Genomic DNA, 22,241 nt, shown 5'->3' with positions numbered 1-22,241 from the left:
TGGCGATCTCGCGAAGTGTCAGCGCGGTGAGACGCCGGCTGCGAGCACCCGCACGCCGCTGATCAGGCCGTCGATCAGGTTGCCCTCTTTGAACGATGCCGCAGCAGCGGACACACCCAGCGGAGCGGACTCCTCGATGCCGCGGCCCTTGACGGCTGCGCCGTAGACGACCTCGATCGCCCGCTGGTTCGGCGAGACCGCCAGCAGCACGGCATTGTCGGGCGTGGGCACCCTGGCCAGGATTTCGCGGGCCGTGGCTGCGGTGTCGGCGCCAAGGTCACCGACGTACACGGCGAACCGCGCCTTCGCCGCACGTGACCCGTACTTGAGCGCGTTGTCCAGGATCACCAGATCCTTGTTCGGGAACGGGTAGTGCACCGACAGCTCGCCGGGCTCGGTGACCCCGGAGATCCGGCCGCTGGCCGTGATGACCGAGCCGTAGGGCAGTTCGGCCAGCTCGAGCGCGCCCGCCCGCGTCAGTTCACCACTTGCCACTTGCGCCACCTCCGATGGTCACGTGCGAGCCGTGGCCGCCGTGGCCGTGGTCCGCCGGTTCGTCAGCCGCCCACAGGATGGGCTCGTGCGTCCACTTGTCCGACATGACGTAGGTCTTCGGGTGCGGACCCTTCTTGGTGTAGATGAACAGCGCGAGAACCGCGGTCAGAGCCAGCGGTACCAGTAAGAAGCTTGCGTGCACCAGAGCTGTCGAGTTCACGCGCAAACCGTATCCCACGGCCCGGTCAGGCCGCGCCCTCACCCAGGTATCGAACCCACGCCGGGTCGAGCTCCTTGACGCTGGACAGCAGCCGCCAGTGCTGGCCCTTCGGCGGCAACGGCGTGGTGTGCAACGACCATCCCAGCTCGCTGAGCAGCTTGTCCGCCTTCCGGTGGTTGCATGACGAGCATGCGGCCACGCAGTTCTCCCAGGAATGGTCACCGCCGCGGCTTCGCGGGATCACGTGGTCGACGGTGTCGGCCTTGGTTCCGCAGTACGCGCAGCGGAATCGATCCCGATGCATCAGCGCTGCGCGCGTCATCGGGATTCGTGCGCGATACGGGACGCGCACGTACGTGCGCAGGCGGATGACGGTGGGGACGACGATCGCCCGCGATGCCGAATGGATCACCGGGCCCACGGGGTCGTCGTGGACGACGTCGGCCTTGCCGCACATCAGCATGATCACCGCGCGGCGCAAGGGCAGAGCCGTCAACGGCTCGTAGGTCGAGTTCAGAAGCAGCACCCGGCGGCGGCCCCAGATCGAGGGCTCCTGCGCGGCGGCGGGGTGAGTGTCCGAGGTGGGGACCACGCTGTGCAGCGCGCGCGACGTAGTCGTCGCCGTCGACCCGGGTGAGGGCACCGCGGCCCGGTGATTCCGGTGGCCGCGTCCGTTCTTGCGCTGCGCCATACGTCCTCCGACCGACAGTCCACCACGGATCCCTTCTGATCGCATGGCAATTCCGGTCGTGTTCGCTGGTCAGTCCGATGAACTTCGAGTGTCGGACGTCGTCTGCCCGCAACCGGCGCGTTGCCTGAGAACTGACGCGTGCGAAAAACAGGTAGTCGGTTACTCATGCCATGGGAGCCTCTCGAGCGCCACACTTGTCGCCATGGGGGCAACACAAGACCGAGCGACGAAGTTCGCGGAGTTCAGAGAAGAGCACAGCGCGTGGAAGCCCGCCGAAGAAGCCCTGATCGACCAAATGATCAAGGACCTTCGGTGCAACAACGAGTTCCAGTACCGCAAGAGCCTCAAGAGGGGCAAGCCGCACGCGATCCGCGATGCACATGCCAAGAGCTGCGCCATTCTGTACGGGGAGCTGACCGTCAACACCGACCTTCCCGAGGAGTACCGGCAGGGGCTGTTCTCCACGCCCGGGAAGACCTACCCGGTGATCGCACGCATCTCCGCGACGTCGGGGGCCATCCGATCCGACCGCGTGCGCGGCGTGCGCGGGCTGGGGCTCAAGATCCTCGGCGTCGAATCTCAAGAACGTGCGCATGCCGACTTCATGAAAGACAAGAACCAGGATTTCGTGTTCGTGACAGAACCCGAGTTCCTGTTCAAGGACGCGGCGGACTACGCCAAGGGCGGGATGAGGACCGCCAAGATTCTCGCGAGGATGCCCGACGCCGCCATGATCGTCGCCAATACCGTGCTGCGAGGCGCCCGCATGGTCACCGACGCCCTGGGAAAGCGACTTCACCCGAAGCTGCGGGTGTTCGCCGAGCCGAACTACCACCCCTTGGGCCAGACCTTCTACAGCGCGGCGCCCGTGCGGTACGGCAAATACATCGCGAAGATCAGCGTGTCGCCGCTGTCCGCTGAAGTCGTCAAGCTGAGAAAAGAGACGCTCCGGCCCGGCGGTGACCACGCTGCCTCCGACGCGGTCACACAGCACTTCGGCAGCCACGGCGCCGAGTACGCGATCTCGGCCCAGTTGTGCACCGACACGACCGAGATGCCGCTCGACGATGCCACCGAGCCGTGGTCGGAGAAGAGGTCGCCCTACTACCCGGTCGGCGTCATCCGCTACCCGAAGCAAACGGCATACAGCGAGGATCTGAAGGCGTTCGGCGACGACAAGCTGACGTTCAACTCGTGGCGCGGGATCATCGAGCACACGCCTCTTGGCTCGATCAACCGCCTCAAACTCCGCGTCTACGCGGAGTCCAGCAAATTTCGACACCAACGAAACCAGGTGCCCGACTACGAGCCGGCGGATTTATCCGACTTCCCCGGCCGCGCGACCTGGGACAGATCCACATCTAGCGCACCGGGTATTGCCGAGAATTGACGGCGTCGGCGACCTAGACTCCACGACATGGCGGGGGTTTGGCAAATAGTCGATCGCCCGGCGGAATTCGGCGCGGTCCGCTCCGCCTTGACCGGCAACGAGTCATGCGGAGTCGTCCTCGTCGGCGCCGCCGGAGTCGGCAAGACCACGCTGGCGCGCGCGGTCACCGATTCTCTGCGCTCCCCTGTGCAGTGGGTGGCGTCGACCCAGTCGTCGCGCAGCATTCCTCTGGGCGTCTTCTCCCACTTGGTCGGATCCACAGGCTCGCGCGACGCCACCGCCCTGCTCGCCACCGCGCGCGAATCGCTTGTGACACAAGGAAGCAACAACATCGTCGGCGTGGACGACGCCCACCTTCTGGACGAGCTGTCCGCGACGCTGCTGCACCAGATCGCCGTGGAGCAGAGCGGCCGCATCCTTGCCACGATCCGCAGCGGGGAACCGGTGCCCGACGCAGTCACATCGTTGTGGAAAGACGGCTACCTGCGCCGCATCGAACTGCAACCGTTCTCCAAGGAACAGAGCGTCGCGTTGATCGAGTCGGTGATCGGAGGACGACTCGAGGGCCTGTCCGCGGACCTGATGTGGGAATCCTCCGGCGGCAATCCGCTGTTCCTGCGTCATCTCGTCGAGGGCTCCATCGACGCGGGCACCCTGAAGAAGGTCGGCGACGTGTGGCAGCTGCGCGGCCCCACCGCAGTGCCGGCCGGTCTGGTCGAACTCCTCGACACGCGCCTGGATTCCGCGGGCGACGGCGTCATCGGCGCGCTCAAACTGCTGGCGCTGTGCGAGCCGCTCGACATCGACGCGCTGACCGAACTCGCCGGCGAAGCCGCCGTCGACGACGCGGAGACGCGGGGGCTGATCCGCTGCGTGCCCAACGGCCACACCCTCAACGCCCGGTTCAGCCACCCGCTGGTCGGCGATGTCGTGCGCAGCCGCATCGGCCAGGCAGCATCACGCCGGCTCAAAGGAAGGATCGTCGAAGTTCTGCGCCGGCGGGAGATGGACTCCGCCGGGAGCCGTATCCGGATGGCACAGCTGTCCATCGAAAGTGACCAGGCCGTCGACGACACCCTGCTCATCACCGCCGCCAAAGACGCGGTCTACCTGTCCAACCTGCCCCTCGGCGAGCGGCTCGCCCGCGCGGCGTTCGAGCGCAGCGGCACCGTGCAGGCCGGCGAGCTGCTGTCCCGGGCTCTGCTGTGGCAGGGCAAGCCTGCGGAGTCCGAAGCCGTTCTGGCCCGCTTCAATCCCGACGAACTCGACGAGCTCCAGCTGGTACAGTGGGGGGTGCCCCGCGCCTCTCGTCTGTTCTGGTCCCTCGGCGAAGTCGACCGGGCGCACGAGGCGATGTCGTTGGTGCGCGAGCGGATTCAGCATCCGTCGCTGCAGCTGTTCGCCGCCGCGGCAGCCGCGGCAATGGCCGTGCACGAGAACAAGATCGAGCAGGGTATCGCCGAAGCACTGACCGTTCTCGAGGATTCGAGGTCACCGAACCAGGCCGTCGAGTTCGCCGCGTTCGCCGCCGGGATGGCGATGCCCGTCGCCGGACGCGGCAACGAGTTCGAACCGATCGCCGCCCGATGCCGCGCCGAACTCAGTTCGACCGACGGCATGATCCGCGTGATGGTGCGTTACTGCGACGTGCTCGCGCTGACGCACACCGGGCAACTGGATCTCGCGGACCAACGCGCCGCGGACTATGCGAACTTCTCCTCGGTTGGGCAGTTCCTGGCCTGGGCGATCGCCAAGATCATGGCGGGCGTCGTCGCGACCGCCCGAGGCGACTTCCCCGAGACCATCCAGTCGATCGAGCAGGCGTTGGCAGCGCTGAACGCGGAGAACTCACTGCCGTGGCAATTGCCCGGCCGGCTGCTGTTGGCCCGTGCATACGCGGCGCTCGGCCGCACAGGTGAGGCCGAGCGCGTTCTCGCCGACGCCGCCGAGCACTCCGGTCCGTCCATGGCGGTGCACGAGCCGCAGCGACTGATCTCACGGTCGTGGCTGGCCGCGGCCAGCGGCATGGAGCGCCGCGCCGCCGAACTCGCCAGGGCCGCCGCCGACAACGCCGGCCGCTCCGGCCAGTACGCGATCGAGGCCGAGGCGCTGCACCACGCCACGAGGTTCGGCGACCGCACCACCGCCGCGCGCCTCGCCGAACTCACCGACATCGTCTACGGGCCGGTGGTGGGTCTGCTGGCGCGCCACGCTGCGGCCTTCGCTGCCGGCGACGCCGCGGCGCTGGACTCGGTCAGCGCCGACTTCGAGCAGGCAGGCCTGCTGCTGGCCGCCGCCGATGCCGCCGCACAGGCCGCCTCACTGCACGACGCCGCGGGCGACCGCCGCCGGACCAATGAGTCGGGCGCCAATGCGCTGCGCCTGGCCGAGAAATGCGGCGGTGCGACGACGCCGGCGATCAAAGCCGCGGCGCGGCCGTTGCCGCTGACACCGCGGGAACGTGAGATCGCCGAACTGGTCGCGGCGGGATTGAGCAATCGCGAGGTCGCCGAGCAGCTCACGCTGTCGGTGCGCACCGTCGAGGGCCATGTGTACCGGGCCTGCTTCAAGCTCGACGTCGCCGACCGCGATGAGCTGGCCAAACTGATCAAGAAACGGTCCTAATCCCGGTCGGTCCCGATCCATGCGTCAGGTCCGCATCGGCGATGGCCCACAATGGAGGCAATGGACGCGCAGAACAAACAGCAGTCGTTCTATGACGCCGTGGGCGGCCACGCCACATTCGATGCCATCGTGTCGCGGTTCTACGAGCTCGTGCGCGAGGACGAGATCCTGCGCCCGCTCTACCCCGAGGACGATCTCGACGGGGCCGAAGAGCGGCTGCGCATGTTCCTCGAACAGTACTGGGGTGGACCACGCACATACTCCGACCAGCGTGGTCATCCGCGGTTGCGGATGCGCCACAGTCCTTTCCGCATCGGCTACCTCGAGCGCGATGCGTGGCTGCGGTGCATGCACACCGCGGTGGCCGAGATCGACTCGTCGACCCTGGACGATGCGCACCGCCAGGAGCTGATCGCCTATCTGGAGATGGCGGCACAGTCGATGGTCAACTCATCGTTCTGACCGGCGTCAGCGCAGCACCACCGCCGGGTCGCCGCGGCGCCGATACACCGTGCCGAAGCGGGCGTCGACACGCAGCCACGCCGATGTCGCCCGCACTCGCACCACCTCGTCCGCGCTGACCGACTCGGGGTCGAACCGGTCCCGGGACGGCGACTGCGGCAGGAACCCCATCGCCGTCAACGCGAACACGCACCGCATCGGGATGCCGACGCTGTCGTCCTCGGAGGTCACTGCGACCACTTCCTGATCCAGCAGGGATGCCGGCGGACCGTGCGCACTGGAGTGCTGCTTGGCCAGGCTCATCCCCCGCTGAGCCAGATCGAGGACGACCCGCGCCGGGACGTCGTCGAGATGGACGAACCCGGTCTCGGGAGGCAGCGCGCCACGCCACGCGGAATCCATCGCGAAGCCCGGGTCGACGTAGCCGTCGGCGTCCATCGCCCGCAGCGCCGGCTGCAGCGCGTCGGCACCGGCACACAGATCAGCCGGGTTGATCCGGCCGGCCACCACCCGGCTGGCCAGGACGTCGAATCCGGTGGCCACCCAGGCGACGATCATGCCGTCCGGACGTTCCCGCAGCCGGATCACGCCGGCTTCGTCCAGCCGCAGCGCACGCTCGGTGAACGTCGCCAGGTCCTCCCGGTGGGCTGTCCGGTTGTCGGGTCCGAGCCAGACTCCGCGCTCGCTCATCGGATCCAGCGTTGCAGGTATTCGCGCTGAGCCTCGGAGAGCCGTTGCAACCGTTGCTCTTCGATGTGCACGGCGGCCAGCTGGGTGTCGGCGATGACGGCGGGTCTGGAAGCTGGTGGCGCGCCGACGGAGCGCACCTCGTAGCCGATCGTGAAATCGACCGCGCGCACGCGTTTCGACCACATCGTGACCTGCAACGGCGAATCGACGAGCCGGAGCTGCGCCTTGTAGGAGATGTTCACCTCGGCGATCAGCAATCCGATCGTGGTGATCTCATCTCCGAATGGCTCGGTCAGAAAAGGGATCCGGGCCTCTTCGAGGATCGTGACCATCGTGGCGTGGTTGATGTGCTGGTACATGTCGATGTCCGACCACCGCACATGCACCGGTGCCGTAAAGCCGCGCGATTCCGTCACCCGGTACTTCCCGTTCCACTCGTCCTGGTCATGCTGCGGATCTGCCGCGCCGCCACCGACAGCGTCGCCAGATCGTGCTCACCGGCCTCGTACAGCTCGGTGAGCGTGCGGCGGGCACGGCCGATCCGGGAGGTGTTCGTCATCTCCCACTCCGCGATCTTCTCGGCACCGTTCTCGTCGGGCTCACCGACAGCGAGAACGTCGAAGCACAGCGCGCGCAGGGAGCCGTAGATGTCGTCACGAATTGCCAACCGCGCCAACGAATGCCAGCGATCGTTACGAGAGAGCCGGGACACCGCGGTGAGCAGTCCGTCGGTACCCAGGTGATCCATCAGCGCGAAGTACGCGTCGGCGACCTCGGCGGCATCCCGATCCACGATGTCGGCGATGTCGATGACGTCGAGCAGGCTGAACTGGTACAGCCCGGTGGCGACCATGTACGCGACGTCGTTCGGCACCCCCTGGGCGCTGAACTCACCGGCTTCCTTTTCGACGATCGCCTTGTCGTCGCCGCGTAACCAGTCCGGCATCCGCGGCGTCAGCGCCGCCACCTTCTCGGCGAACCGATTGATCTCGGCGCCCACCGCCAGCGGCTGCGGCCGGTAGTTGAGCAACCAGCGGGCGGCGCGATCGATGAGGCGACGCAGATCCAGCGTCATGCGGTCGGTCACCGCCACCGACACCCCGTTGTCCCCGGCCTCGCGGATCTGCCGCCACACCTTGCCGAATCCGAAGATCGCGTCGCCGGCCGCGAAACTGCGGACGGCGTCGATCGGGGAAACCCCGACATCCTCTGTCACGCGGTAGGCATACGAGATGCCTGCCGTGTCGACGACGTCGTTGACGAGCATGGTGGTGACGATCTCGCGGCGCAGCTGATGGGAGCGGATGTCGCTGACGAACTGCTCACGCAGCAGGGTCGGGAAGTACGAGGGCAGCCGCGCTGCGAACACCTCTTGGTCGGGAAGGTCGGTGGCGAGCAGGTCATCCTTCAATGCCAGCTTGACGTGGGCCATCAAGGTAGCCAATTCGGGTGAGGTCAAACCGATTCCGGCGTCGATACGGCGCCGGATCTCCTTCTCCGACGGCAGCGCCTCCAGTTCGCGGTTGAGTCCCCGCTCGTCGACGAAGTCCTTGATCATGCGGGCGTGCACGTTCAGCAGACTCGCCGCGTTGGCACGGCTGGTGCCCATCAGGTCGTTTTGACTCTTGTTGTCGGCCAACACGAGCTGACCGACCTCGTCGGTCATCGACAACAGCAGATCGGTGCGATCCTCGGAACTGACCTTGCCGGCCGTCACCAGCGAATCGATCAGAATCTTGATGTTGACCTCGTGGTCTGAGCAGTCGACCCCGGCGGAGTTGTCCATCGCGTCGGTGTTGATGCGGCCGCCGCACAGGTCGAACTCGGTGCGGCCCAGCGACGTCACTCCGAGGTTGCCGCCCTCCCCGATCACCTTGGCGCGCACCTGGTTCCCGTTCACGCGGACCGCGTCGTTGGCGCGGTCACCGACATCGGCGTCGGCCTCGGTCTCGGCCTTGACGTACGTGCCGATGCCGCCGTTCCACAAAAGGTCGGCCGGCGCCTTCAGAATCGCTTTCATCAATGCAGGTGGCGTCATGTCGGTGACGCCGTCCTCGAGCCCCAGTGCGGTTCTGACTTCCGGGCTGATCGGGATGGACTTCTGCTCGCGGCTGAAGACCCCGCCACCCTTGCTGATCAACGACTTGTCGTAGTCATCCCAGCTGGAGCGCGGCAGGTCGAACATCCGTCGCCGCTCAGCGAAGGACGACGCGGCATCGGGCGTCGGGTCGATGAAGATGTGACGGTGGTCGAATGCGGCGAGCAGCCGAATATGTTCGGACAGAAGCATTCCGTTGCCGAAGACGTCGCCGCTCATGTCGCCCACGCCGACGACGGTGAAGTCCTCGGACTGGGTGTCGATACCCATCTCGCGGAAGTGACGCTTCACCGATTCCCAGGCGCCCTTGGCGGTGATACCCATCGCCTTGTGGTCGTAGCCCACCGATCCACCTGACGCGAAGGCGTCACCGAGCCAGAAGCCGTAAGACTTGGCGACATCGTTGGCGATGTCGGAGAACGTCGCCGTGCCCTTGTCGGCCGCCACCACCAAATAGGCATCGTCACCGTCGCGGCGGACGACATCGGCGGGGGCGATCACGTCACCGGTGACCTTATCGACATTGTCGGTGATGTCGAGCAGGCCTGCGATGAAAAGCCGGTAACAGGCGACGCCCTCTTCGCGCGTGGCGTCGCGGTCAACCGCCGCATCCCCGGTGCGCGCCGGCGGGTTCTTCACCACGAATCCGCCCTTGGCGCCCACCGGGACGATGACTGCGTTCTTGACCGCCTGCGCCTTGACCAGGCCCAGGATCTCGGTGCGGAAATCCTCGCGGCGGTCCGACCAACGCAGGCCACCTCGGGCGACGAAACCGAACCGCAGGTGCACGCCCTCCACACGCGGTGAATAGACGAAGATCTCGAACTTTGGTCGCGGCAGGGGAAGCTCGTCGATCAGCTGCGGATTGAGCTTGAACGACAACACATTGCTGGCGCGCGCCGAATCGGGGCGGGTGACGAAGTAGTTGGTGCGCAGCGTCGCTTGGATCATCGAGGCGAACGCCCGCAGCACTCGATCGGTGTCGAGGCTCACCAGCGCATCGATATCGGCGGCCACCGCGGCCGCGGCCGCCTGCGCATCCTGGTTCGCCCCGCCCGAGTTCTGACCTGCGGGCTGATACAGCGCCTCGAACAGTTCGACCAGAGAGCGCGCGGTGCGTGCGTTGTCGTTGAGCACGGTCTCGATGTGGGACTGGCTGTAGGGGAAGCCGGCCTGCTTCAGGTACTTGGCGTAGGCGCGAAGGACGGCGACCTGCTGCCACGTCAGCCCGGCGCGCAGCACCAGCTCGTTGAAGCGGTCGATCTCGGCGTTGCCGTGCCAGATGGCGGTGACTGCATCCGCGAAACGTTCTGCGGTCGCTTCCCTTTCAGGTCCCGACGGCGCCTCTGGGATGCCCTGGTGCGGTGAGACGTTGAACTGGTAGATCCACACCGGCAGCCCGTCGGGCCGCGTCACCGTGAACGGCCGCTCCTCGAGCACCACCACGCCCATGGATTGCAGCATCGGCAGCAGTTGGCTCAGCGACGCCGACCGCCCGCCCAGATACCAGATCAGGTGCGACACTCCGGCCTCATCGCCGTCAGCGAGGACGAGCTTGACCGAATTGTCTTGCAGCTCTTCGATGATCGCGATGTCGTTGAGCGCATGGTCGGGCGGGATGGCCTGCTTGTACACCTCGGGGAAGGCGGACGCGTAGTGCTCGGCGGTGCTCTGATCGATCGGGCCGCCGGCACGCACGGACCCCAGCAGCCGATCGCCCCAGGTGCGGGCGGCCTCGGTCAGGAGGTCCTGGATGCGCGCCTCGTTCTCCTCGGACACGTCGATCTCGTTCTTGCGAGGACCCTCCGGCAACTTCACCGTGAAATGCACGACCGCCCAGGGCGATTCGCTGACACGCGCGGCGTAGTCGATGCTCACACCGCCGAGTTCGCGCACCAGGATGTCCTGCATCTCCAGTCGGACGGCGGTGGTATAGCGGTCGCGGGGCAGATAGACCAGGCACGATGCGAAGTGGGCGAGCGGATCGGCGCGCAGAAACAGCAGGGTGCGCCGACGCGACCCGAGGTCGACCACGGCCATCGCCATGTCGAGCAGCCCGCGCGCGCTGAGCGCGAACAGCTCCGAGCGTGGGATGGTCTGGATGATGTCGAGCAGCAACTGCCCGGGATGGCTCGGGTCGCGGTGCGCCATGGCCAGTGCATCGTTGACGCGCCGGGACACCAGCGGGATATCGAGCACGTTCGCATTCATCGCCGCGACGGTGAACAACCCCACGAAGCGGTGCTCGATCGCCGCGGCGTCGTCACCGTCCGGCGACTGCTCACGGACGACGACGATCTGCGGGTAGGCCCCGTAGCGCAGAAAGCTCGGGATGGTGGCCTGCGCCAATGCCAGCAGCTCGTCCTTGTTGGTCAGCTGCGGCAGTACGTCCTGCCGCAGGCGCAGCACTCCGAGCCGGCTGGCGGCGTCGACTGTGGCCTCGCCGTCGCGGACATGGCAGCGCTGGTAGCCGAGCATCACGAAGTGGCCGTCGGCGAGCCAGCGCAGCAGTGCCGCCACGTCCTTGCGGTCCGGGCTGGGGAACCGCCGGCCGGTGTCGCTGTCGAGTTCGGCGGCGAGGATCCGCAGCGCCGCGCCCATGTCGGTGGAATCCCGTGCCACCTGCCTGGCGTCGGCCAGCACGCGCGGCAGCAGCCGCTCAGCCTCGTCGAGTGCGCGCCGGTCGACCGAATTCGCCAACTGCACGTGCACCCACGTTTCGTCGACGCCGTCGACGACGGTGGCTTCCGAGGCGGCGGCGATCTCGAGAAGTTCGCCCGTGGTGCCGCGCCGGACACGGAACACGGGATTCATGATGGCGGTGTAGGCAACACCGATGCGGTGCAGCAGAACCGTCACCGAGTCCATCAGCATCGTCGCGTTGTCGGTGACGATCTGCAACGCAGGTCCGAAGCCGCCGGAGTTGTCCGCGGAGTACACCGCGACGTTCGTCTCCCCCGGCGCCCGCCTGCTTCCGAGCCGCAGCTGCGCTGCGACCAGTGCAGGACTGTTGACGGTGTCGCCACCGTGTCTGCGTAGCGGCCCCGTCACCGCCGCCTCGGCGCCCGGTGCGCCGCCGTGCGGACCCCGGTAGGTGGCGAGGTAGGCGGGGATGAGTCGGTCGACCATCTCGGGAGGTGCTGCCGGCCGGTCCGGATCGCCTAAGGCTCCGAGATTCAACGACATTCGCCGCTCCTGACTCACACGTGCGCACCGGCCGTCGTTGGCTGCAACCGGGCGCACTGGGGCTCGGACTGGACTGCTCCTCGCGTGCGCACCCGGTTACCTGGTCCGCAGAACGAGACTAGTCCCGCGTGAGCTTTCGGTGGGTGACCCTGTGCGGACGCGCGGCGTCCGCGCCGAGGCGCTCGATCTTGTTCTCCTCGTAGCCACCGAAGTTTCCTTCGAACCAGAACCACTTGGCTTCGTTGTCGGAGTCGCCCTCCCACGCCAGGATGTGCGTGCAGGTGCGGTCCAGGAACCAGCGGTCGTGGCTGATCACCACCGCGCAACCGGGAAAGTTCTCCAGCGCGTTCTCCAGCGAGCTCAAGGTCTCGACGTCGAGGTCGTTGGTCGGCTCGTCGAGCAGGATGAGGTTGCCGCCCTCTTTGAGGGTCAACGCCAGGTTGAGCCGATTGCGCTCACCGCCGGAGAGCACGCCTGCGGGCTTCTGCTGATCGGGGCCCTTGAATCCGAACGCCGATACGTAGGCCCGCGACGGCACCTCGTTCTGGCCGACCTCGATGTAGTCGAGGCCGTCGGAGACGACCTGCCACACCGTTTTGTTGGGATCGATGCCACCGCGGCTCTGGTCGACGTAGCTGAGCTTGACTGTCTCGCCGACCTTGACGGTGCCGCTGTCGGGCTGTTCGAGACCGACGATCGTCTTGAACAGCGTGGTCTTGCCGACACCATTGGGACCAATGACGCCGACGATGCCGTTACGAGGCAACGTGAACGACAGGTCTTTGATGAGCTGCCTGCCGTCGAAGCCCTTGTCGAGGTGCTCGACCTCGACCACCACATTGCCCAGCCTCGGACCGGTCGGAATCTGGATCTCCTCGAAGTCGAGCTTGCGCGTCTTCTCCGCTTCGGCGGCCATCTCCTCGTAGCGCTGCAGGCGGGCCTTGTTCTTCGCCTGGCGCGCCTTGGCACCCGACCGGACCCATTCCAGCTCGTCCTTGAGACGCTTCTGCAGCTTGGCGTCCTTGCGCCCTTGCACCGCAATGCGCTCGGCCTTCTTCTCCAGATAGGTGGAGTAGTTGCCCTCGTAGGGATAGGCGCGTCCGCGGTCGAGCTCCAGGATCCACTCGGCGACGTTGTCGAGGAAGTACCGGTCGTGGGTCACCGCGAGGATCGCACCCTTGTACTCGGCGAGGTGCTGTTCGAGCCACTGCACGCTCTCGGCGTCGAGGTGGTTGGTCGGCTCGTCGAGCAGCAGCAGGTCCGGCTTCGACAGCAGCAGCTTGCAGAGCGCGACGCGGCGCTTCTCACCACCGGAGAGATGGGTGACGGGCTCGTCGGGCGGCGGGCAGCGCAACGCATCCATCGCCTGTTCGAGCTGGCTGTCGATGTCCCACGCGTCGGCGGCATCGAGCTCCTCCTGGAGCTTGCCCATCTCTTCCATCAGCTCGTCGGTGTAGTCGGTCGCCATCAGCTCGGCGACCTCGTTGTACCGGTTGAGCTTCGCCTTGACGGCGACGCCTTCCTCGACGTTCTCCCGGACGGTCTTGGTCTCGTCGAGCTGCGGCTCCTGCATGAGGATGCCGACCGTCGCGCCGGGTTGCAGGAAGGCGTCGCCGTTGTTGGGCTGGTCGATCCCGGCCATGATCTTCAAGACGCTCGACTTGCCGGCGCCGTTGGGCCCGACGACACCGATCTTCGCGCCCGGAAGGAAGTTCAGCGTGACGTCGTCAAGGATGACCTTGTCGCCGTGCGCCTTGCGGACCTTCCGCATCGTGTAGATGAATTCGGCCATAGCCTCAGATGTCGCCTTTCTCAGATCTCGGGTCTCGAATACAGCGGACGGTTCGGACCACGCGATAGTCGGGAACCATCCTAGGCGCGCCGGTATCGGGCCCGTTGGCCGCTAGGCGCTCAGCGGCAGCGCCTCGTCGACCTCCGGAACGTCCTCGTCCGAGGCGTCCTCGCCCGGCTCGGACCCTGCCTGCGCGTTCGCCTGCGGCGGCTCGGGATGCTTGCGGCTTTCCATGCGGACGATGCAACGCGCCAAATCCGGGCCCACGGAGGTCGCGCGGATCTCCAGGGACGACCTGCGGTTCCCGTCGCGGTCTTCGTATTCGCTGGTGTACACGTTTCCAACAACGATGACGGGATCTCCCTTCCCCAGGCCCGCGCCGACCCCGGTGATGAGGCGCCCCCAGCAGTTCACTGTTGCGTACAGCGAGTTCCCGGGCTCCCAGGTGCCGTCGGCGGTGCGGCGACGGGAATTGCTGGCGACACGGAACTTGATGAGTTCCTGGTCACCCACCCAGCGGCGGTCCGGCTTGGTGGCGATGGTGCCGACGATGGTGATGGGTGTCTCGAACATGGCGGTGCCTTTCCCTTTTCCTTGGCTACGGGTCAGGCACCTGCCTGGCCCGTTGATGACACCGCCATTGAGCGCGTCGCCGCCGACATCTCACCCGCGGACACACCAGCGGCGACCGCAGGCTGTGGATGAAAAACGATGTGGGGATAACCGAGGCTCACCTGGTGCGGGCCGGCCATGGCGTCGATGTGCTGCATCGCTGTCGCCTGGCCGGCCCGTGCCGGCAACGCTAGCACAACACCTGAATACCTGAACATCTGAAAATATGAAGCAGATGTCGCCGCCTGTTGCGCCCCCCGGGAGCGTCAGTGGCGTTCCCGCTCGCGCCGTGCAAGTTCGGCGAGCATGTTGTTGTAGGCCGCCAAGTCGGCATCCTCGTCGCGATCTGCTGCCCGGTCGAGTCGCTTTGCGGTGCGGTCGTCACTGCGGCGCCACTGCACGAAGAGCGCGATGAGCACCACCACGAGCGGTACTTCGCCTGCGGCCCAAGCGATTCCGCCGCCGAGCCGCTGGTCGCCCATCAGGTCCGTGTGCCAGGGCAGTTGCAGCGACCGGTAGAACGTCTCGGCGATCACCGACTGGGTGCCCATCAGCACCACCCCGAAGAACGCGTGCAGCGGCAGCGACGCGAACACCATGCCCAGCTTGGCGAGATGCGGGATCGGTCTCGGTGTCGGGTCGACACCGATGACCACCCAATAGAACAGATAGCCGCTCAGCAGGAAGTGCAAGTTCATCGCCAGGTGAGCGGAGTGGCTGCCGGCGACGGCGTCGAAGATGCCGCCGAAATACAGGCCGTAGAAGCCAACGATGAACAGCGCGGTGGCGACGAACGGATTCGTCAGCACCTGTGAGACCCGTGAATGCAGTGCGGCCAGCAGCCACTCCCGCGGACCCGGCGGGGCATCACGTCCGGCGGCGGGAAGCGCGCGCAGCGCGAGCGTCACCGGAGCCCCGAGCACGAGCAGAATCGGCGCCAGCATCGACAACAGCATGTGCGCGATCATGTGCATGCTGAACATCGCGGGCATGTATCGACCGATGCCCGACGAAGTGGCCAGCAGCAGGACCAGGCAGCCGAGCAACCATGCCACCACTCGTCCGGTGGGCCATGCGTCGCCACGGCGCCGCAACCTGCGCACCGCGGCAAGGTAGACGAGCGCGAACACGAGCGCCGCCGTGCCGAAGACGAGGTCGAAGCGCCAGTCGAACAGCACCCGGGCCGCTGTCGGTGGGCCCGCCAGGTCATAGCCGATCTCCAGGGCAGGGATCGACAGGTTCGGGTCGAACGGGGCGGGCGGAGGTGTGCGGCCGAGAGCGACGGCCACGCCGAACGTGAGACCGAAAACCACCGCTTCCACGACGGCGAGGCGGATCAGCGCACGGCGCGCTCCAGGGTCGCTCTGCAACGCAGTCACTGCCCTGCGGCGCTGCTGCCAGCCCAGGGCGCCGAGCGTCAGCAGCGCCGCCACCTTGACCATGACCAGCGCGCCGTAGGTGGTGCTCACCAGGTCCGACAGCCGAACCCGCACCAGTGCGTTGATGACCCCGCTGAGCGCCATCGCCACGAAACACCACAGTGCGAGCGCAGAGAATCGACGCGCCGCGACGTCGGCGTGTTCGCCCCCTCTGAGCGCATGCGCGAGAAGCGCGAGCAGACCACCTGCCCACAGCGCCCCGGCGATCAGATGGATGAGCAGGCTGTTGGTGCCCACGTCGTGGGAGCCGCCGGCCGACGAGTGTCCCGTCAGGCCCAGCGGCAGAAGCGTGACCAGAGAACCCGCGAACAGCAACGGCGTCCATGACCAGCGCAGCACCGGAATGCTGACGACGGTGACCAGGATGGCGAACAAGGCCGTCCACCGCCAGGCGCCGGCGATCTCGATCAGGTCTGCCACCGACCAGACATCGGCGAAGCTCAGCCTCGTCGACAGCGGCTGCCCACTGACATCGGACACCGTCAGAGGCACCATCAGCACGGCGCAGACCGCCCAGATGCCCGAGGCGACCGTGCCCATGCGCAGCGCGCGATAGCCGGCGGCGTCGAGAACCTGACTCTTTTGGGGTGGCACCAGGAATGCCGCGAACAGGAACGACCCGACGGCCGTCACGGCGGCGATCTCCCCGGCTGCCTTGACGAACGGCAAGCCGTAGGTGGTCGTCGGGCCGGGGTCGGGCAGGCCCGTCGCAGTCAGTGCATCGGCCAGCGACAGCGCAGACAAAGCCGCCGCCGTCACCCCGGCCAGCAGCGCCACCCCGTAGAGCACCGACCACACGGGCACGGTGCGGGCTGCTAACCGATCCGGCGAGGTCATGACGCCAGCGTATGACCTTGTCGAAGGCGATCTACGACACAGGTGCGTTGCGCAGTTGTCTGCGGCTGCGCTCCCGCTCGAAGAACTGCTGCCGCGAGTACGCGTCGACCTTGTCCATGTCGGTCAGGATGCCGCGCAGTTCGTTGCGGAACGCTCGCCGCCGCTCGCCCAGGTCGGCGGCCGGTTCGAGCAGCTTCTGGTCGGCGACGACCTGCCGGGCCGTGACGAACAGCAACGCAGACACCGACTCGTTGCTCTGCACCCGCCCCTGGGCCACGTACTGCTGGCCCAGGCCGAGCGCTTTGGTCGTCAGGTCCTTCTCCGAAATTTCCGCCGGCGCATCGAGCAGCACGTCCGCGACGATCTGATAGGCCTCGAAGAACGGCCGGAGCAACGGCCCGGCGATCGACGGACGCTTCGACCTCAGTAATGCGTCGATCTGCTCGCCGCCGGATTCAATATGGCTTTCCCAATTCGGATGCCACGACATCTCCTCCGCCACGTGCTGCCGGAATGCCGTGGAGTCGGCGAAGTAGAAGTCGAACTTCAACAGATCGCGCAGCCGCATCACCTGGGCCCAGAACGCTTCGAGGCGATCCGACTCGGCCCGGGAGGCGTAGGCCAGCGCCAACTCGACCAGCGAGGTCTCCAGGAACGCATCGATGAGCGAATTCCGGTAGAACGACGCCTCCAGCTCGTCCTGCGGCGCGATGTACCAGACGGGTTCGGTGCCACCGTCGACCCGCGTCACCGGGTGTCCGTTGGACAGGGCGTCGACTGCGGTCCGGACACCGTCAGGAGTGCGTAACCGCAACGCGCTGTTGGTCATCGGCGTCTGCTTGCGCTCGAGATAGTCCAGCGAGTCCTGCAGCGTGTGGTGAAGCTGGTCCAGCGTCAGCGCCACACCGCGGGTGCTGAGCAGCAGCGCGGACACCAGTGCCGTCGCGTTGACGGGCGTGACCTGAAGGATGCGCCAGGCCACCTCGAACGCCATCTTCTGCATCGCGAGACGCTTGGCCGACTCGTCGGTGGTCATCGGACCGTGCGGTTCTCCGAGGTATTCGCGCATCGACACCGCTTCGGGGAAACGCACGTAGATCTTGCCGTAGTTGCGTTCCCCTTGCGCCCGGATGTAGTTGACGAGCCACGACAGCCCCTCGGGAGTCTTCTCGCCGCCGCGGGCGTACCGCGCGTACTCGGCGGTTTCGTGCAGCTGGTCGAAGCTGATCGACACGGGCTGCAGCAGGATGTCGTCGCTGCGCCCGTCGAGATACGCATCGGCGACGTAGGCGAGCAGGCCGAGCTTGGGCGGCAACATCTTTCCGGTGCGCGACCGCGTCCCTTCGATCGCCCAGGACAGGTTGAACCGCTTCTCGACGATGTAGCCGACGAACTGGCGCAGCACGAACTTGTACAGCGGGTCGTCGAGCTTGCGGCGCAGGAAGATGACGCCGGAGCGGCGCATGAGTGGGCCCATGAACCCGAACGACAGGTTGATGCCTGCGAAGGTGTGGACCGGCGGAAGCCGGTTCTCCTGCATCGCGACGGGCACGATCGCGCCGTCGAGGTAGGACCGGTGGGAGAACAGCAGCACCGCCGGATGGGTTTCCAGCGCGTGGCGCATGACCTCGACCTCGGCACGGTCGTAGTCGATGTTCGGATCGAATCCGCGGCTGAAGATCGCGCGACCCAGCGACGGAATCAGGTCGACCGAGAATCGGCTCCAGCCGGTGCTGAGTTCGTCGAGCATCTCGCCGGCTTGTTCGACGGTCGCGCCGGGGATCTTCGCCAGCCCCTCCCGAAACCGGGCCGACGCGAGCACTTCCGGCTTGATCAGCTGCGGCGACTTGTATTCGGGGCCGAGCAGGCGCAGTTCGACACGCTCGATGGCCAGGATCGCGCGACGGATCACGAATCGGGCGAATTCCCTGGGGTTCTCGGCGACTGTGGTCTCGCTCCAGCGCTGGTGCAGCTCGGATACCTTGGCCGGTTCGCCCGCGACGACACGTGCACGGGACGGATCACGCTTGAGGATGCTGTGCTGCAACACTTTCGGCGGACGGTACGTATCGCGGCCGGAGATCAGCGCCACCACTTTGGAGCGGGTCGGAAGACCGCCGGGGATCCAGAACACTCTGACCGGGACGACGGATCGATCCTCGTCGGCTCCCAGCAGTTGGACGAGCCGGGCGAGCGTGGCCGGTGGCGGATCGTCGTCGGCGGGCAGCCTGAGCACCTCGATCGTCGATTCGGGGTGCGCGCGCCGCTGGCTCTCCAACCAGTCGTTGAGCAGCGCCTCCTCGGCGGGTGAGGACCCTGCGGCGAGGACCAGGGTGTCGCCAACCGCGGTGTAGGCCGCAATGTCGTCGGCGCGGATCTTCACGGCCGCCCCTTGGGTGCGGCGGCCTTCTTGGCCGGCGCCTTACGCTTGGCCGACTTCTTGGCAGGTTTGGCGCGCGTGTACAGGTCGGGCAATTTCAGTTCGTCGTGCGGCCACTCCTTCAGCGTGTCGAGATAGAGCTGGCGAATCTCGTCGATGCGCTCGGGCAGGTTGTCGTGCGTCCAGTCATCCACCGAGATCGGCGGGTAGACAGCGATATCCACGGTTCCTGGATTGAACGTGCTCGAGTCACGGGCAGCGATCACCTCCGCATTGCGAATGACGATCGGCACGATGGGAATCCCCACCGACATCGCTATGCGGAACGGCCCCTTCTTGAAGGCGCCCACCTCAGTGGTGTCCAGGCGCGTGCCTTCGGGCGCGATGAGGATCGAAAGCCCCTTGCGTGCTAGATCTTCGACCTTCTTGAGTCCCTCGATGGCCTTCTGCGGATCGTCTCGGTCGATGAACGCGGCGTCCATGATCTTGCCGAGGGTGCCGACGATCGGATCGTTCTCGAGTTCCTTCTTGCCCACCGAGGTGAAGTTGTCGCTGACAAGGCGGCCGGCGATGAGGGGATCGGCTTGGTTGCGGTGGTTGAAGATGAACACCGCGGGCCGCTGAGCGGTCAGGTTCTCCCTGCCGATGACCTGCAGGTCGATGCCGACGATGTCGAGCAGGGTCCGGCCGAAGGTCGAGGTGAAGAAGTTGACGCCCGTGCGCCTGTTGCGAGTCAGCAGACCGACGCCGAGAGCGCTGGCCGCGATAGGCACCATGCTCGCGATGCCCGCGACGGTGCGCAGTTGCGAGGCGGGGCTCGCACCGCTGCGGCTGCTGAACCGCAGAATCGGCCAGCCTCGCTTCGCCGCGACGGCCGCCATCTTGCCCTCGGGGTTGGTGGGGCGTGGGTTCCCGACGAGGTACATCAGGGCGACATCCTCGTCGCCGTCGGCGTAGAAGTAGCTCTTCGAAAGGTCGATATTATTGGCAGCCGCGAATTCCTGTACCGCCCTTGCCTTTCCAGGACCCCAGATGATCGGGCGCTGAACTTCACCGGTGATCAGACCATCGTCGTCGGTCTCGAACTTGTTGCTCAGGACGTTGTTGATCCCCAGGAAGCGGGCCACAGGCTCGACCTGGACGGTCAGCGCCGACGAGCTGAGCACGACGGTGTGGCCGCGGGCCATGTGCGCCCGGACGAGCTCACGCATCTCGGGATAGATTCTGCCGACGACCTTCTGGACGAACAGTCGTTCGGCCAACTCGTCGACGTCATCGACCGAGTTGCCGCGCAGCATGCGGGCGCCCTTGCCGATGAGATCCTCGAATTCGGACCGGCCCAGCTGGTGGTTCAGGCCGGCCTGCACCATGCCGATGAACTCACCCGCCGACATCTGCCTGCGCCGCAACCGGTCCTGCGTCATGATCACGCCGGTGAACCCGGCGACGAGCGTCCCGTCGAGGTCGAAGAACGCCCCGATATGCGGTCCGCTTTCGCTAGCCCGCACCTCGGCGACCGATCCTGGGAGACGCATCTCCCCGCTGCCCGGTGTCGTCACTGCTGGCCACTTCCGTTCAGATTCACTGTGCTTTGCTGGGATTCGGTGTCTTCGGAGGACTCGGTGAACGTGGCGGGCGTCGCCCGGCCGTCACCACCGAGGGCGAGAACCTCGTCGAATCCGGCCAGCAGGCACTGCGCGAACAGATCCGGATCGGTGATGGAGGCCCGGTCGTAGCGGGCGGTGATCGTGCAGTAGCCAGACCGCGAGACCAGCACCACCATCATCGCGACGCCGGGCAGCGGCCCAAGACCATACTGGCGCAACACTTTTGCGCCGGCGATGAAGGTGTCTCCCGCATAGACGGGCACATTGCTCGCCTGCACGTCGGAGTTGACGATTGATCCGGCCATCGATTCGAGCACGCTGTCGGGCAGGAGGCTGACCACGGGCGCGATCGCGCCGACCATGTCGAGGGCGCGTTCGTCGCGCTTACTGGTCATCTGCGAGCGGATGTTCTGGATGCGGGCCTCGGGGTCGGACAGACCGATGGGTGCCGCAAGGTTGATCCCGGCGAAGCGGTTGCCCCCGGCGGGGTCGTCGTCGGAGCGCAAGTTGACCGGAACGGCCATCGGCAGCGTGTCGACGGGTACGCCCTTGGCCTGGTGGTAGAGCCGCAACGCGCCGCACAGACCGGCCAGGTAGGCATCGTTGATGGAGCCCCCCGCCGCCTTCGAGGCCCGGTGCAGGTCGCCGAACTCGATGTCGATGGCTTCGCTGCGCGTCGACAGGCTGCGCCGCCGCAGGATCGGCGACGGCTCGGCGACCGGGCCGACCACGCGGACCCCCGACATCGCATAGTCGAATGCGCTGCCCAGCCGGTTCATCGGGTCGCGAACGACATGGCCGACACCTTTGACGGCACCGACGACAGCGTTGCGCATGTTGCCGACGATGGTGCCGGGCAGGCGGTTGAGCCCGCGGCGCATCAGATCGTTCGGTGACAGGTCCGCCGGAACGGGTAGCGGCGGCGCCGGCTGCGGCGGTGGATCGCGTTCGAGGTCGTACAGGTTGGCGAACATCTCGACACCGCCGACACCGTCGGTGACGGCGTGGCTCAGGTGAACCATCAAGGCGGCCTGGCCGTTCTCCACCCCCTCGATCAGCGTGGCCGTCCACAACGGCCGCGAGATGTCGAGCGGCGACTGGGCGGCAATCTCGGCGAGATCCATCACCTGGCGGAAGGTGCCCGGCTCCGGTACGCGCACACGACGCAAGTGGAAGTCGAGATTGAAGTCGGGATCCACCACCCAGCGCGGCGCCGCGGTAGGGAGGGTGGGCGTGACGACTTTCTGACGCAGCCGAAGGACCTTGCGCGACGCGTGTTCGAAGCGGGTGCGGAACCTGTCCCAGTCGGGGGTGGTGTCGAGGAGCTCGACGGTCATGATCCCCGAGCGGGTGCGAGGATTGGCTTCCCCGCGATGCAGGATCTGGTCGAGCGGGCTGAGTTCCTCCGGCAGTCCGGCCGCGTCCAAGTCCGGCGCATTGCTCATGCGCACCAAACTAGTCGGCGCCCGTCGGACTCGGAGCGGCTTTAGTCGCTGTTGCCGCAGCGGTCACAGCCCGTGCTCGCGATACACTCCTCGACGCAGCCTCCGTAGCTCAGTTGGATAGAGCAAGGGCCTTCTAATCCCTAGGTCGCAGGTTCGATTCCTGCCGGGGGCGCCAGTGTGATGTCTCAGGACATCGGCGACAGCCGGACCTACGTTTGTAGGTTCGGCTGTTGTCGTTTCGGGGGTTGTCGGGTGGGTCCTTTGGGTGCTCC

At 66.6% G+C, this 22,241-nt stretch carries 15 protein-coding genes and 1 tRNA gene; 4 read left to right on the top strand and 12 right to left on the bottom strand.

Going from position 1 to position 22,241, the window contains the following annotated elements; translation table 11 throughout:
• Positions 1-18: 18 nt before the first annotated feature.
• Genes AWC12_RS20305 through AWC12_RS20295 form a run of 3 tightly spaced genes read right to left on the bottom strand, consistent with a single transcriptional unit; the run spans position 19 to position 1,406 of the window.
• Complete coding sequence (locus AWC12_RS20305; protein ID WP_085176628.1) at positions 19-495, bottom strand: DUF5130 domain-containing protein; 477 nt, start codon at positions 493-495, stop codon at positions 19-21.
• Positions 482-715 (bottom strand): aa3-type cytochrome oxidase subunit CtaJ, encoded by a 234-nt coding sequence (gene ctaJ, locus AWC12_RS20300; protein WP_234814107.1) that lies wholly within the window; start codon positions 713-715, stop codon positions 482-484. Before ctaJ ends, AWC12_RS20305 begins: the two co-directional genes overlap by 14 nt.
• Before the next feature lie 25 nt (positions 716-740).
• Positions 741-1,406 carry an HNH endonuclease gene (locus AWC12_RS20295; RefSeq protein ID WP_085176626.1) on the bottom strand — a complete coding sequence of 222 codons (666 nt, stop codon included), beginning with the start codon at positions 1,404-1,406 and terminating at the stop codon, positions 741-743.
• Positions 1,407-1,608: 202 nt separating this feature from the next.
• On the opposite strand from AWC12_RS20295, the gene AWC12_RS20290 reads away from it, so the two are divergent.
• From AWC12_RS20290 to AWC12_RS20280, 3 genes are read left to right on the top strand one after another with little or no spacing between them, the layout of a single operon-like run.
• Positions 1,609-2,796, top strand: a complete 1,188-nt coding sequence (locus tag AWC12_RS20290; protein WP_085176624.1) for a catalase family protein — start codon at positions 1,609-1,611, stop codon at positions 2,794-2,796.
• Positions 2,797-2,823: 27 nt separating this feature from the next.
• A complete protein-coding gene (locus AWC12_RS20285; RefSeq protein ID WP_085176622.1) occupies positions 2,824-5,421 on the top strand; it encodes a LuxR C-terminal-related transcriptional regulator in 2,598 nt (865 codons plus the stop codon).
• 51 nt (positions 5,422-5,472) lie between these two features.
• Complete coding sequence (locus tag AWC12_RS20280) at positions 5,473-5,883, top strand: globin (RefSeq protein WP_085176620.1); 411 nt, start codon at positions 5,473-5,475, stop codon at positions 5,881-5,883.
• A gap of 6 nt (positions 5,884-5,889) precedes the next feature.
• Here the strand turns inward: AWC12_RS20280 and AWC12_RS20275 are convergent, their stop codons facing one another.
• From AWC12_RS20275 to AWC12_RS20235, 9 genes are all read right to left on the bottom strand, one after another.
• Positions 5,890-6,582, bottom strand: coding sequence for a DUF8185 domain-containing protein (locus AWC12_RS20275; RefSeq protein ID WP_085176722.1), 693 nt, complete (start codon positions 6,580-6,582; stop codon positions 5,890-5,892).
• Positions 6,570-6,989 (bottom strand): acyl-CoA thioesterase, encoded by a 420-nt coding sequence (locus tag AWC12_RS20270; RefSeq protein ID WP_085176619.1) that lies wholly within the window; start codon positions 6,987-6,989, stop codon positions 6,570-6,572. The genes AWC12_RS20275 and AWC12_RS20270 overlap by 13 nt, the downstream gene beginning before the upstream one ends.
• Positions 6,986-11,857 (bottom strand): NAD-glutamate dehydrogenase, encoded by a 4,872-nt coding sequence (locus AWC12_RS20265; protein ID WP_085176618.1) that lies wholly within the window; start codon positions 11,855-11,857, stop codon positions 6,986-6,988. The genes AWC12_RS20270 and AWC12_RS20265 overlap by 4 nt, the downstream gene beginning before the upstream one ends.
• Positions 11,858-11,975: 118 nt before the next feature.
• Positions 11,976-13,649: an energy-dependent translational throttle protein EttA gene (gene ettA / locus AWC12_RS20260; RefSeq protein ID WP_085176616.1), complete on the bottom strand. Its 1,674-nt coding sequence runs from the start codon at positions 13,647-13,649 to the stop codon at positions 11,976-11,978.
• Between the two features lie 111 nt (positions 13,650-13,760).
• Positions 13,761-14,222 carry a single-stranded DNA-binding protein gene (locus tag AWC12_RS20255; RefSeq protein ID WP_024448396.1) on the bottom strand — a complete coding sequence of 154 codons (462 nt, stop codon included), beginning with the start codon at positions 14,220-14,222 and terminating at the stop codon, positions 13,761-13,763.
• 305 nt (positions 14,223-14,527) lie between these two features.
• Entirely contained in the window at positions 14,528-16,537 is a 2,010-nt protein-coding gene (locus tag AWC12_RS20250; protein WP_085176614.1) for a bifunctional copper resistance protein CopD/cytochrome c oxidase assembly protein, read from the bottom strand.
• 31 nt (positions 16,538-16,568) lie between these two features.
• Positions 16,569-18,920, bottom strand: coding sequence for a glycerol-3-phosphate 1-O-acyltransferase (locus AWC12_RS20245; RefSeq protein WP_024448394.1), 2,352 nt, complete (start codon positions 18,918-18,920; stop codon positions 16,569-16,571).
• Positions 18,917-20,452 carry an HAD-IB family hydrolase/lysophospholipid acyltransferase family protein gene (locus AWC12_RS20240; protein WP_207576460.1) on the bottom strand — a complete coding sequence of 512 codons (1,536 nt, stop codon included), beginning with the start codon at positions 20,450-20,452 and terminating at the stop codon, positions 18,917-18,919. Before AWC12_RS20240 ends, AWC12_RS20245 begins: the two co-directional genes overlap by 4 nt.
• A gap of 20 nt (positions 20,453-20,472) precedes the next feature.
• Positions 20,473-21,969, bottom strand: a complete 1,497-nt coding sequence (locus AWC12_RS20235) for a wax ester/triacylglycerol synthase family O-acyltransferase (RefSeq protein WP_085176610.1) — start codon at positions 21,967-21,969, stop codon at positions 20,473-20,475.
• Positions 21,970-22,067: 98 nt separating this feature from the next.
• On the opposite strand from AWC12_RS20235, the gene AWC12_RS20230 reads away from it, so the two are divergent.
• Positions 22,068-22,144 (top strand) — tRNA-Arg (locus AWC12_RS20230).
• Positions 22,145-22,241 lie beyond the last annotated feature (97 nt).

The sequence above is a fragment of the Mycolicibacterium iranicum genome (assembly GCF_002101705.1).
In the GTDB taxonomy this organism is placed as follows: Bacteria; Actinomycetota; Actinomycetes; order Mycobacteriales; family Mycobacteriaceae; genus Mycobacterium; species Mycobacterium iranicum.
Note: the sequence above shows the minus strand (reverse complement) of the source record. Positions and strands in the feature narration are given on the sequence as shown.